The organism is Streptomyces sp. SID3212 (assembly GCF_009865405.1).
In the GTDB taxonomy this organism is placed as follows: domain Bacteria; phylum Actinomycetota; class Actinomycetes; order Streptomycetales; family Streptomycetaceae; genus Streptomyces.
Window position 1 is genome coordinate 1 of sequence record NZ_WWJY01000489.1, and the last position, 12262, is coordinate 12262.

Consider the following 12262-nt stretch of genomic DNA (forward strand, 5'->3'; position numbering starts at 1 on the left):
CTCGTCGGTGACCCGGGCGGCCTCCGCGCGGGCGGCGGCCAGCGACTGCTCGGCCTCGGCGCGCGACTCGTCCAGCAGGCGGCGCGCCTGGGACTCCGTCCTGGCGCGCAGCTGCTCGGCCCAGGCGACGTTCTCGTTGACGTGCGACTCGACGGTCTGGCGGCGCTCGGCCAGCTCCTGGTCGAGGCGCTGGCGCCGCTGGACGGCCTCCGCGTGCAGCTCGGCCTGGAGCCTGGCCTGGTGCTCGGCGTGCTCCTGGAGGATCCGCTGCGTCTGGGCGCGGGCGTCGCGCAGCTCGCGCTCGGCGTCCGTGCGCATCTGCTCGGCCTGGATCTGGGCGTTACGGAGCAGCTGGTCGGCCTGGTAGCCGAGGTCGGCGTTGTCGTAGGAGGGACGGGTCGCCAGATTGCGGCGCGCCTCGTGCAGCTTGGCGCGCAATACCTCGACCTGGTAACCGAGGTCCTCGGCGTGCTGGACGGCCTTCTCCCGCGCGGTCTTCAGCCGTTCCATCTCGGCTTCGAACCGCGAGAGGTGGTCGTCGTCAGCTCGGTGGCTCTCCTGGCGTTCGTAGCCCCGCACTGCGCGGTCCCATCCGTCCCCTGGTCGCAACTGCCCTATAGAGCCCGTTCTTTCGGTGAACGGCCCCCCCGGGGAATGGTGTCAGATCTTCGGTCGGGGCGCGGCCCCGGCCCGGCCCCGGCCCGGAGCGGTCCACTCTACCGGGCCGGGAATGCCTGGGGTCAGTGCTCCGGGGCCGAGGTGACCAGTTCTGTGAGGACTCCGTGACAGTCTTTGGGATGCAAAAAGGTGATGCGTGAGCCCATGGAACCGGTACGGGGCTCGTCGTACAGCACCCGGACACCCTTCTCGCGGATGTCCTGGGAGTCGCCGTCGACATCGGCCGTACCGAACGCGAGGTGATGGACCCCCTCACCGTTCTTGGCCAGCCACTTCCCGACGGCCGAGTCCTCCCGGACCGGCTCCAGCAGCTGGAGGTACGAGGCCCCGCCGTCGGAGGTCCCGTTGATCCTGAGCATGGCCTCGCGGACGCCCTGTTCCTCGTTGACCTCGGTGTGGAAGACCTCGAAGCCGTAGGTGGCGCGGTAGAACTCGACGGTGGCGTCTAGATCGAAGCAGGCGATTCCGATGTGGTCGATGCGCGTCAGCATGGTCCCAGTGCAGCGCCACGGCGCCGGTTACGCAACGTGCGCGCCGTCACACGCACGGACGGGTGACCGGGGGCGCTACTCCTCAGTACATTGGAGTTAACCCTCGTTCACCTCCTCAGGCCGCACCGCAGCGGCAACACAAAGGGGATCGCGTCTGATGTCTGCTCTCACGTCCGATACGAACAAGACGAACAAGACCACCTCGGTGATCGTCGCGGGTGCCCGTACCCCCATGGGCAGGCTGCTCGGCTCCCTCAAGTCATTCTCCGGCGCGGACCTCGGCGGCCTCGCGATCAAGGGCGCGCTGGAGCGGGCCGGGATCGGCGGCGAGCAGGTGGAGTACGTGATCATGGGCCAGGTGCTCCAGGCCGGCGCGGGACAGATTCCGGCCCGCCAGGCGGCCGTCAAGGGCGGCATCCCGATGAACGTCCCCGCGCTGACGATCAACAAGGTCTGCCTCTCCGGGCTCGACGCGATCGCGCTCGCGGACCAGCTGATCCGCGCCGGCGAGTTCGACATCGTGGTGGCCGGCGGGCAGGAGTCCATGACCAACGCGCCGCACCTGCTGCCCAAGTCCCGCGAGGGATACAAGTACGGGGCCGTGGAGATGCTCGACGCCATGGCGTACGACGGGCTGACCGACTCCTTCGAGGACATCCCCATGGGCGCCTCCACGGAGAAGCACAACACGCGCCTGGGCATCGCCCGGCCGGCGCAGGACGAGTTCGGGGCGCTGTCCCACCAGCGGGCGGCGGCGGCCCGCAAGAACGGGATCTTCGAGGCCGAGATCGTGCCGGTGGAGGTCCCCCAGCGCAAGGGCGATCCGCTGCTCTTCAGCGAGGACGAGGGCATCAGGCCCGAGACGACGGTGGACTCGCTGGCCCGGCTGCGGCCCGCGTTCGCCAAGGACGGCACGATCACGGCGGGCACGTCGTCGCAGATCTCCGACGGCGCGGCGGCGGTCGTGGTGATGAGCCGCGCCAAGGCCGAGGAGCTGGGCCTGGAGTGGCTGGCGGAGATCGGCGCGCACGGCAATGTGGCGGGACCGGACAACTCGCTCCAGTCGCAGCCCTCGAACGCCATCAGGCACGCCCTCAAGAAGGAGGGCCTGGAGGTCGGGGACCTCGACCTGATCGAGATCAACGAGGCCTTCGCGGCGGTGGCGGTCCAGTCAATGAAGGATCTCGGGGTCTCCCCGGAAAAGGTGAACGTGAACGGCGGGGCGATCGCCCTCGGCCACCCGATCGGCATGTCCGGCGCCCGGCTGGTGCTGCACCTGGCGCTGGAGCTCAAGCGGCGCGGTGGCGGCGTCGGGGCGGCGGCGCTCTGCGGGGGCGGCGGCCAGGGCGACGCGCTGATCGTACGGGTCGCGAAGTAGCCGGTCCTTAGGATCCGTACGGCACAACAAGCAGGTGGCAGGAGGAACGGGAGCTGTGATGCAGGACGTCCCCGGGCTGGTGGCCCAGGCACGCGAGGGCCGGCCGCGGGCCGTGGCCCGGCTGATCTCCCTGGTGGAGGGGGCGTCCCCGCAGCTGCGCGAGGTGATGGCGGCGCTGGCCCCGCTCGCCGGCGGCGCGTACGTGGTCGGGATCACGGGCTCGCCGGGTGTCGGCAAGTCGACGTCGACCTCGGCGCTGGTGACCGCGTACCGGAAGGCGGGCAAGCGGGTCGCGGTGCTGGCCGTCGACCCGTCGTCGCCGTTCTCCGGCGGGGCGCTGCTGGGCGACCGGGTACGGATGTCCGAGCACGCGTCCGACCCCGGCGTCTACATCCGCTCGATGGCGACCCGCGGCCACCTCGGCGGGCTCGCCTGGTCCGCGCCGCAGGCGATCCGCGTCCTGGACGCGGCCGGGTGCGACGTGATCCTGGTGGAGACCGTCGGGGTCGGCCAGTCGGAGGTGGAGATCGCCTCCCAGGCCGACACGTGTGTGGTGCTGCTGGCCCCGGGCATGGGCGACGGCATCCAGGCGGCGAAGGCCGGGATCCTGGAGATCGGTGACGTGTACGTCGTCAACAAGGCGGACCGCGACGGCGCGGACGCGACGGCCCGCGAGCTGAACCACATGCTGGGCCTGGGCGAGGCCCGGGGCGCGGGCGACTGGCGGCCCCCGATCGTGAAGACGGTCGCGGCCCGGGGCCAGGGCATGGACGAGGTGGTCGAGGCGCTGGAGAAACACCGCGCGTGGATGGAGGAGCACGACGTCCTCACCACGCGCCGGGCCGCCCGCGCGGCCCGCGAGGTGGAGACCATCGCCGTCACCGCCCTCCGCGAACGCATCGCGGACCTGCACGGCGACCGCCGCCTGGAGACCCTGGCGGGCCGGGTGGCGGCGGGCGAACTGGACCCGTACGCAGCGGCGGACGAACTGATCGCCGGGCTCACGGAACAGGAAGACGCGCGCCAGCCCTGAACCGCCGCTTCCGGCCCGTCGTCCGTCCCGCGCCACGCACGACCGCCCGGCGTGGGGGCCCGGGCGGTCGTGGCGGGGGACGGGGGTGGATCGGCGGGTCAGTCGCGGTCAGTCGTCGTCGCCGTGGCCGCCGTGGTCGTCGTTGCGGTCGTCGTCGTGCCGATCGTCGTCGTCACGGTCGTGGCGGTCGTCCGTCGTCCTCGCCGGCGCGACCTGGCCCGACTTCGTGTGGACGGTCAACTCGTGCGTACGGCCGTCCTTGCCGCGTACGCCGACGTCCCAGGCGCTCGCGAAGTCGTCGTCCAGGTCCACGGAGGTCACCGTGCCGGGGACGGAGGCCAGGGCCGCCGCCGCGGCCTCCTGGGCGTCGACCGTGGCGGCGCGCAGCGCGGCGCGCTCGTCGCGGTTCTCCCGGTCGTCGTCCCCGTCGTCGTGGCGGCCGTCGTCGCGGCGGTCGTCCGGGCGCACCGTACCGGCCGCGTCGATCCTCACCTCGCGCCACCGGCCGTCCACGCCGAGCACCTCGACCTCCCAGACGCTCCCGCGATCGTCGTCCCGGTCGACCGACGACACGGCGCCGGGGTACTTCCTGAGCGCGGCGGCGGCCGCCTCGCTCGCGGTCACGGCCGTGGGCGTCGTGCCGCTCCTGTCGTCCGCCGACGGGTCCGTCACGCCCGGGACGGTGACGGGGGACGGCGGAGCGGTCCTGGCCGTACCGCCGTCGTCGTCCCGCCCTTCGCCGCCCACGGCGACCGCCGTGAACGTACCGCCGCCGACGAGTGCCGCCGCGGTGACGGCCGCGATCACCAGATTGCGCTTCATGGGGGATTCCTTCCAAAGTCGGTCCGTAGCAACTGACTTCACTCTGGACGGACGACCCTGAACGCAGCCTGAAGCCACCTGAAGAGATCTTCAGGTTCGGTTTGCGAAGCTGGAGGCATGCGGCTGCTGATCGTGGAGGACGAGAAAAGGCTCGCGGTCTCGCTGGCCAGGGGACTGACGGCCGAGGGCTTCGCCGTGGACGTCGTCCACGACGGCCTGGAAGGGCTGCACCGGGCCGGGGAGGGCGTCTACGACCTCGTCGTGCTCGACATCATGCTGCCCGGCATGAACGGCTACCGCGTCTGCGCCGCCCTGCGCGACGCGGGCAACGAGGTGCCGATCCTGATGCTGACCGCGAAGGACGGCGAGTACGACGAGGCCGAGGGGCTCGACACCGGCGCCGACGACTACCTGACCAAGCCGTTCTCGTACGTGGTCCTCGTGGCCCGCGTCAGGGCGCTGCTGCGCCGCCGGGGTACGGCCGGCGCCTCGCCCGTACTGCGGGCCGGCGCCCTGCGCATCGACACCGCCGCCCGCCGCGTCTTCCGCGACGAGACCGAAGTGTCGCTCACCGCCAAGGAGTTCGCCGTCCTGGAGCACCTCGCCGTCCGGGTCGGCGAGGTGGTCGGGAAACCCGAAATCCTGGAGCACGTCTGGGACTTCGCGTACGACGGCGACCCGAACATCATCGAGGTCTACATCAGCGCCCTGCGCCGCAAGATCGGCGCCGCGAGCATCCAGACCGTCCGGGGGGCCGGGTACCGGCTGGTGGCCGCGTGAGCCCCGCGCCGGGCCGCCGGGGCGGCCGGCTCTCCTCCGTACGCGCCAAGGCGTCCCTCGGCGCCACCCTGGTCGTCGCGGTCGCCCTGGTGGCGGCGGGGCTCGCGGTCCTGCTGTCGCTGCGCTCCGACCTCACCGACCAGGCGGACCGGCAGGCGGACGCCGCCGCGCGCGAGGTGGCGCTCGACATCATCGCCGAGCAGGTGCCCGGCAGGACGCCGTACAGCGGCCTGGAACTGCCCGGCGCCGAGGAGCACCCGGTCCAGGTCGCCGACGAGCAGGGGCGGTTGATCGCGGTCAGCGACGACCTGGAGGGGATCAGCGGTACGGGGGTGGCGGCGGTGACGCCCGTACGGAGCCCCGCCCCGGGGCCGACCGCCGCCGCACAGGACGACGACGGCGCACGGGACGACGACGGCGCGGAGGACGACCACGGCTCCGGAAACGACGGCAGCAGCCGCCACAGCGGCGGCAGCGACGATGACGACGACCCGGCGATCGGTTCCGTCGGGGAGCCCGGCCCCCCGAGGACGGGCCGGGCCACGGTGGACGGCGCGACCGGCGAGTACCGCTTCTCCTCGATCGAGGTGACGGACACCTCCGGCCGTACGGTCGTCGTCCACGCGGGCGCCACGCTGGCGGCCCGCCAGAGCGCCGTCGGCACGGCAGCCGCGGCGATGCTCGTCGGGCTGCCGGTACTGCTGCTGGTCGTCGGGGGAGTCACCTGGCTGGTGACCCGGCGCGCGCTGCGCCCCGTGGAGGGCATCCGGCGCGAGATGGCGGCGATCACCGCCTCCGAGGACCTGTCCCGGCGGGTGCCGGAGCCCGCCACGCACGACGAGGTGGCCCGGCTGGCCCGTACGACCAACGAGACGCTCACCGCGCTGGAGGCGTCCGTCGAGCGCCAGCGCCGCTTCGTCGCGGACGCCTCGCACGAGCTGCGCAGCCCGATCGCCTCGCTCCGTACCCAGCTCGAAGTGGGCGACGCCCACCCGGGGTTGCTGGACGTCCCGGGCGCGGTCGCCGACACCGTACGGCTCCAGCAGCTCGCCGCCGACCTCCTGCTGCTGGCGCGGCTGGACGCGGGGGAACGGCCGGGGCGGGCCCGCTTCGACCTGGGGGACCTGGCGGCCGAGGAGATCGCCGTACGGACGACGGACCGGCTGAAGGTCTCTCTGGGGGCTGGAGAGGAACCCGGCAGGTCACTGGAAGTGTCCGGCAGCCGGGGCCAGTTGGCGCGGGTCCTCGGCAATCTGCTGGACAACGCCCAGCGGCACGCCGCCTCGTCGGTCACCGTCTCCGTCCACCGGAAGGCCGGCCGGATCGTGCTGGCGGTCGCCGACGACGGCCCCGGAGTGCCGGAGGCGGAGCGCGAGCGGGTCTTCGAGCGGTTCGTACGGCTGGACGACGCCCGGGCCCGGGACGACGGCGGCGCGGGCCTCGGCCTCGCCATCGCCCGCGACGTGGCCCACCGCCACGGAGGCACCCTCACGGTCGCCCGGGGCCCCCTGGGCGGCGCCCGCTTCGAGCTGGCACTGCCCCCGGCATGACGGAAGGGGCCGCCCCGCAGGACGGCCCCTCACAAACCCGGTGAACACCCGGCCCCGCGCGCCGACCGGCCCGCTGAGCACCCGGCCCCGCGCACCGCCCGCCCGCTGAGCCACCGGCTCCCCGCACCCACCGGTCAGATCTTGCCGCGCCGCCCGCGCAGATGCTCCGCGACCGGCGTGAGCGACGCGCTCAGCTCCGCCAGCGCCTCGGCCGACAGCAGGTCGATGAAGTGCTTCCGTACGGAGTCGACGTGGAAGGGCGCGACCTTCTGCATGGTCTCCATGCCCGCGTCCGTCAGGACGGCGAACAGCCCGCGCCGGTCCGACTCGCAGTTCTCCCGGCGCACCAGCCCCGCCGTCTCCATCCGCGTGATCTGGTGCGAGAGGCGGCTCTTCGACTGGAGCGTGGCGGCGGCGAGGTCGCTCATCCGCATCCGCCGGTCCGCCGACTCGGACAGGTTGACCAGGATCTCGTAGTCGTTCATGGTCAGGCCGAACGGTTGGAGATCCTTCTCCAGCTGATGGGTCAACAGTCTGTTGACATCCAGGTGCGTGCGCCACGCGCATTGCTCAGCCTCGGTCAGCCAGCGGGTTTCCGTCTCGGTCTCCATATGAGCATTCTACCTAAGAAGTTGAATTTTGGACGAATCCTCGGTGGTGACGTGCCGCACCCGTCTCCTGGGATGCCCCGAAGGGCCCCGCGGAAACGGCGCAGACGTTCGACGTCACCCTCCGTAGACTACCCCTCACAGACCGAAGCGGCGCTGGAGATCCCCCAGCTGACCGGGCAACCGGGGAGCGGCGCCCTGTTGACCCCCGCCGGGACCGTGCCCGGGCACACCGGGGCCGCCGCCCGGCACCCCCGCCTGCTGCGGCACCGCGCCCGTCGGCAGCTCGGCCATCAGGACCTCGGTCGACTGGAGCAGCACCGTCCCCGCGCCGACGAACTCGAACTGGTGCTCCTCGCCCGACGCCCCGCCGATCCCCGTCATGGCCCGCAGCCCGCCCAGCAGCCCGGTCATGTACCCGTGGTCGTAGTGGTGGCACGGCGACGGGCAGTCCGCCCAGCCCACCAGCGCCTGCGGATCCACCTTCAGCGGCGGCTCCATGAAGACCACGGGCCCGTTGGACGCCGCCACGAACTTCCCCGTACCGATCAGGGTCAGGAAGCCGGGCACGATCGACTGCTTGAGGGCCAGCGAGGGCTGGTACGCCAGCAGGTTCCCGGAGCGGATCGTCAGGTTCCCGTCCTCCAGGTCGTACGAGTTCACGTCGAAGGCCCGGTCGGCGAGCAGCATCTTCCCGCTGCCCTCCGCCACCACCCAGTCGGCCGCGTGCAGCGGCGAGTGGAAGCTCGTCCGCAGCAGCCCCTCGAACCGGCCGTGGCCGATCCCGTTGAAGTCGATGCGCCCGTAGTAGGCGATCATCTTGCCCTTCTGGAGGAACCACTGGCTCCCCTTGAGCTCCACGCAGAAGGTGTACGCGTTGACGTTGTCGTCGCTCGGCAGCGTCATCGGGTCATGGATCACGGGGCCGTTCACAACTTCTCCTCCGACGCCTGGACGTACACCGCACCGTTGCCGCTCAGCTCCAGCTGGAACGCCTCGCCCGAGCCGCGCCCCACCATGTCGCGCCAGCCGAGGGCGGTGGAGAGCTTGTTCCGTACGTCCCCGTGGTGGGCCACGTACGCCTGGGGGTCCACATGGACCGGACGGCCGGGCGTGATCGGCACCTCGATCACCCCGCCGTGTGCCATGACCGCGACCGCGCCGTGGCCCTTGAGGGTGGTGGTGAAGAGCCCCTGGCCGGTCACCTGGCCGCGCACCATGCCCATGACCCCGCCCTGCGAGCCCATGAACATCGTGCCCTGCTGGAGCGTGCCGTCGAAGGCGAGGAGCCGGTCGGCCTCCACGTACAGGGTGTCGCCGGCCAGCCCGATCACCTGGATGTGGTGGCCGCCGTGCCCGAACATCACCGTGCCGTTGCCCTCCACGGTCATCAGCGGCGCCGCCTCGCCCGCCACCCGGCGGCCGATCATCGACGCCAGGCCGCCCTGGCCGCCCTGCATGTTCGGGGTGAAGCTGACCTCGCCGCGGTACGCGAGCATCGCGCCGCGCTGGCTGTACAGCTTCTGGCCCGGCAGGACGGTCGCCTCGACCATCTTCGAGTTGATCTCACGGAACGGCATCAGACGTCACCCCCGATGGTGTTCCGCTCGCTCGGCTGGACGTACACGAGCCCGTCGCCCTCGAAGCGGATCTGGAAGGCCTCGCCGGAACCCTCGCCCATCAGCGTCCGGAACGTCACGCCGGACTGGAAGTTCTGCTGGAGGTTGCCCTGGTGGGCTATGTACGCGCCCGGGTCGACCGACAGCGGGTACTGCGGGGTCACCCGCAGGACGACCGCCGGGCCGTCGGACATGATCGCCGCCTGGCCCGTGCCCTCGACGGTGGTGGTGAACAGGCCGTTGCCCGTCGCGCCCCCGCGCAGGCCGGTGAACGACGTGCCCGTACGGAGCCCCGCGTCCGTGCAGAGCAGGTTGCTGGACTCCACGTACAGCTTGTCGCCGTGCAGCGAGACGAGGTTGATCTCACTCGCCCGGTCGGCGAAGTAGCAGGTCCCCTGGCCCTTCACCTCCATCATGACCATCTGTTCGCCGGTCAGCCGGCGGGTCACCATCCCGCGGATCCCCTCACCGCCGCCGGACATCTTCTTGAAGGCCATCTGGCCGTCGTACGCGACCATCGAGCCGTTCTTCGCCTTCACCGCGTCGCCGGACATGTCGACGGCGAGCACCTTGCTGCCTTGCAGTCGGAACTGAGCCACAGGACGACGGTAGTCCGCCGGGGTCCCCCGGGAACAGGGCATCCGGGCTCTTCCCCTCCCTGACCCGACCCTGATAAAGCGGCGCGGGGGCGGCCTGCGAGAATGGGCGGGCGCTTGTGCACGCGTTCACAAGATCCCGCCGACAACGACGAAGGTGCCTGCCTCGTGGACATCAGAACCGCCTCCGCCCTCCACCGCCTCCGCCTGGTCTCCGCACCCGAGGCCGTGTCCTTCCTCCTGCTGCTGGTCTGCTCGGTGCTCAAGCGCACGACGGACTTCAACGCCGTCCCGGCGATGGGCATGATCCACGGCGTGCTCTTCATCCTGTACGTGGTCTTCTGGGCCCTCGCCTGGCAGCGCACCCGGTGGTCCTTCGGGACGGCCGCCCTCTACTTCGTCCTCTCCGTCCTGCCGACCGGCGGCTTCTTCGCCGAGCGCAAGCTCAAGCGCGCCGCCGACGACGAGGTCGCCTCGCGCGTCCTCGGGGGCGCCGGGGGAGCCGGGGAAGCTAAGGTCGGCGCATGATCGTTGCCTTCTCCGTCTCGCCCGTCGGTGCCGGTGAGGACGTCGGCGAGTACGTCGCCGACGCCGTCCGTATCGTCCGCGAGTCCGGTCTGCCGAACCGTACCGACGCCATGTTCACCTCGATCGAGGGCGAGTGGGACGAGGTGATGGACGTCGTCAAACGCGCCGTCGCCGCCGTCGAGGCGCGCGCCCCGCGCGTCTCGCTCGTCCTCAAGGCCGACATCCGACAGGGCGTCACCGACGGCCTGACGTCCAAGGTCGAGACGGTCGAACGCCACCTCGCGGGCTGACCGCCCGCACCTGACCGCCCGCACCTGCCCCCCCGTACGACCTCGCGGACCGGCCCCTACGCCACCCGGGGCCAGTTCGCCCTTTACGCCACCCGCTCGGCCCGTCTCCAGTCGACACGCCGGACGATCTCCCTTTTTGTGGGGTTATCGACCTTGCTGATCAGCTGGAGGCACCGTGCGGCCCGAAGGCTACGACTACGACAGCCACAGCTGCCTGTCCGGTCCCCTCATGGAACCGGACCCGGCGGCCGTCTACCGGGTGGGCTACCGGAGTCTGCTCGCCAAGGAGCCGCACCGAATACGCGCCATCCTGCTGATGACCCTGGCGCCCCTGCTGTCGGGCGTGCTGCTGCTCTACCTCGTGTGGCCCAGCCACCGCACCGAGCGGGAGGGCGGTCAGCGCTGGCTCATCGCCTTCGACCACGTGATGCTCGTGTCGATCGGGCTCATCGCCTTCTTCATGCTGGTGAACGTGGCCTCGGTCGCCCACGCCACCCTCGTCGCCAGGGACCCCGTCCCGGTCCCCGCCGAGGTCGGCACCCGGGTCGCGTTCCTCACCACGTACGTCCCCGGCAAGGAACCGCTCTCCATGGTGCGGGCCACCCTCGAAGGGGCCGTGAACCTGCGTCACCAGGGCCTTCTCGACATCTGGCTGCTGGACGAGGGCGACGACCCGCAGGCCAGGGCGCTCTGCGAGGAGCTGGGGGTCTGGCACTTCACCCGGAACGGCGTACCGGAGTGGAACCGCCCCAAGGGCGCCCACAAGGCGCGTACCAAACACGGCAACTACAACGCGTGGCTCGCCCGGCACGGCGACGACTACGACTTCTTCGCGTCCGTCGACACCGACCACGTACCGCTGCCCAACTTCCTGGAGCGGATGCTGGGCTACTTCCGCGACCCGGACATCGCCTTCGTCGTCGGACCACAGGTGTACGGGAACTACACCTCGCCCGTCACCAAGGCCGCCGAGTCGCAGCAGTTCCTCTTCCACGCGCTGATCCAGCGGGCGGGCAACCGCTACCACGCGCCGATGTTCGTCGGCACGAACAACGTCGTACGGATCACCGCGCTCAAGCAGGCCGGCGGCCTCTTCGACTCGATCACCGAGGACATGGCGACCGGGTTCGAGGTGCACCGCAGGAAGAACCCCCTCACGGGCCGGTTCTGGCGCTCCGTCTACACCCCCGACGTGCTGGCGGTCGGTGAGGGCCCCGCCTCCTGGACCGACTTCTTCACCCAGCAGCTGCGCTGGTCGAGGGGCACGTACGAGACTCTCGTCAAGCAGTACTGGAAGGCACCCTTCCGCATGCCGCCGGGCCGGCTGGTCAGCTACACGCTGATGCTCGTCTACTACCCGATGACGGCCGTCAACTGGTTCCTCGGGATCCTCAGCTGTGTCCTGTTCCTCTGGCTGGGCGCCTCGGGGACCCAGGTCTCGTCCTCGGTCCTGCTGATGCTCTACAGCGACGCCGCCGCCTTCCAGGTCGGCCTCTACCTCTGGAACCGGCGGCACAACGTCTCGCCCCACGAGCCGCGCGGCTCGGGCGGCCTCGCCGGGATGGCGATGTCCGCGCTCTCCGCCCCGATCTACCTCAGGTCGCTCGGCTCGGCGGTGCTGCGCACCCGTGGCCGGTTCGTGGTCACGCCCAAGGGCGGCGAGACCACCGTCGACCGGCTGATGACCTTCCGGATCCACCTCTTCTGGGCCGCCGTGCTGGTCAGCTCGCTCATCGCGTCCGTCTGCCTCGGCCACACGCACGCGGCGATGCGTACGTGGGCGGTCCTGGCCCTCGCGATCGCGCTCGCGCCGGTGGCGATATGGGCGGGGACGGTACGGCGTGAACGGCGCGCGGCCGACGCCGCAGCCCGGCCGGTGGCCGCGGCCC

Annotated in this window: 13 protein-coding genes and 1 pseudogene; 7 read left to right on the top strand and 7 right to left on the bottom strand. The window is 71.4% G+C overall.

Annotated features, from left to right (window positions below):
* Nucleotides 1-579, bottom strand: a pseudogene (locus GT042_RS14840) (hypothetical protein); the annotation flags it as partial.
* A 161-nt stretch (nt 580-740) separates the two neighbouring features.
* On the bottom strand, nt 741-1169 hold the full coding sequence (gene mce, locus GT042_RS14845; RefSeq protein WP_161309185.1) for a methylmalonyl-CoA epimerase: 429 nt from the start codon (nt 1167-1169) through the stop codon (nt 741-743).
* A gap of 157 nt (nt 1170-1326) precedes the next feature.
* Between mce and GT042_RS14850 the strand changes: the two genes are divergently transcribed.
* Nucleotides 1327-2547 carry an acetyl-CoA C-acetyltransferase gene (locus GT042_RS14850; protein WP_161309186.1) on the top strand — a complete coding sequence of 407 codons (1221 nt, stop codon included), beginning with the start codon at nt 1327-1329 and terminating at the stop codon, nt 2545-2547.
* Nucleotides 2548-2605: 58 nt separating this feature from the next.
* The gene (gene meaB, locus GT042_RS14855; RefSeq protein ID WP_161309187.1) at nt 2606-3580 is read left to right on the top strand and encodes a methylmalonyl Co-A mutase-associated GTPase MeaB; all 975 of its coding nucleotides are present in this window, start codon (nt 2606-2608) and stop codon (nt 3578-3580) included.
* A gap of 108 nt (nt 3581-3688) precedes the next feature.
* Here meaB and GT042_RS14860 read toward each other — a convergent pair whose 3' ends face one another.
* Nucleotides 3689-4402 carry a PepSY domain-containing protein gene (locus GT042_RS14860; RefSeq protein WP_161309188.1) on the bottom strand — a complete coding sequence of 238 codons (714 nt, stop codon included), beginning with the start codon at nt 4400-4402 and terminating at the stop codon, nt 3689-3691.
* Nucleotides 4403-4519: 117 nt separating this feature from the next.
* On the opposite strand from GT042_RS14860, the gene GT042_RS14865 reads away from it, so the two are divergent.
* Together GT042_RS14865 and GT042_RS14870 are read left to right on the top strand one after the other, a co-directional pair.
* The gene (locus GT042_RS14865) at nt 4520-5182 is read left to right on the top strand and encodes a response regulator transcription factor (RefSeq protein WP_161309189.1); all 663 of its coding nucleotides are present in this window, start codon (nt 4520-4522) and stop codon (nt 5180-5182) included.
* Nucleotides 5179-6732 (top strand): HAMP domain-containing sensor histidine kinase, encoded by a 1554-nt coding sequence (locus GT042_RS14870; RefSeq protein ID WP_161309190.1) that lies wholly within the window; start codon nt 5179-5181, stop codon nt 6730-6732. The genes GT042_RS14865 and GT042_RS14870 overlap by 4 nt, the downstream gene beginning before the upstream one ends.
* A 134-nt stretch (nt 6733-6866) precedes the next feature.
* Here GT042_RS14870 and GT042_RS14875 read toward each other — a convergent pair whose 3' ends face one another.
* The 4 genes from GT042_RS14875 to GT042_RS14890 all read right to left on the bottom strand — a co-directional run bounded on the left by GT042_RS14875 (nt 6867) and on the right by GT042_RS14890 (nt 9558).
* Entirely contained in the window at nt 6867-7343 is a 477-nt protein-coding gene (locus tag GT042_RS14875) for a MarR family transcriptional regulator (RefSeq protein ID WP_161309191.1), read from the bottom strand.
* A 135-nt stretch (nt 7344-7478) separates the two neighbouring features.
* On the bottom strand, nt 7479-8273 hold the full coding sequence (locus GT042_RS14880) for an AIM24 family protein (protein ID WP_161309192.1): 795 nt from the start codon (nt 8271-8273) through the stop codon (nt 7479-7481).
* Nucleotides 8270-8920, bottom strand: coding sequence for an AIM24 family protein (locus tag GT042_RS14885; protein ID WP_161309193.1), 651 nt, complete (start codon nt 8918-8920; stop codon nt 8270-8272). Before GT042_RS14885 ends, GT042_RS14880 begins: the two co-directional genes overlap by 4 nt.
* Entirely contained in the window at nt 8920-9558 is a 639-nt protein-coding gene (locus GT042_RS14890; RefSeq protein WP_345943777.1) for an AIM24 family protein, read from the bottom strand. Before GT042_RS14890 ends, GT042_RS14885 begins: the two co-directional genes overlap by 1 nt.
* A 165-nt stretch (nt 9559-9723) precedes the next feature.
* On the opposite strand from GT042_RS14890, the gene GT042_RS14895 reads away from it, so the two are divergent.
* The 3 genes from GT042_RS14895 to GT042_RS14905 all read left to right on the top strand — a co-directional run.
* On the top strand, nt 9724-10083 hold the full coding sequence (locus GT042_RS14895) for a DUF3817 domain-containing protein (RefSeq protein WP_161309195.1): 360 nt from the start codon (nt 9724-9726) through the stop codon (nt 10081-10083).
* A complete protein-coding gene (locus GT042_RS14900) occupies nt 10080-10373 on the top strand; it encodes an MTH1187 family thiamine-binding protein (protein ID WP_161309196.1) in 294 nt (97 codons plus the stop codon). Before GT042_RS14895 ends, GT042_RS14900 begins: the two co-directional genes overlap by 4 nt.
* Nucleotides 10374-10548: 175 nt before the next feature.
* A partial coding sequence (locus GT042_RS14905) for a cellulose synthase catalytic subunit (RefSeq protein ID WP_161309197.1) occupies nt 10549-12262 on the top strand: 1714 nt, incomplete at its 3' end.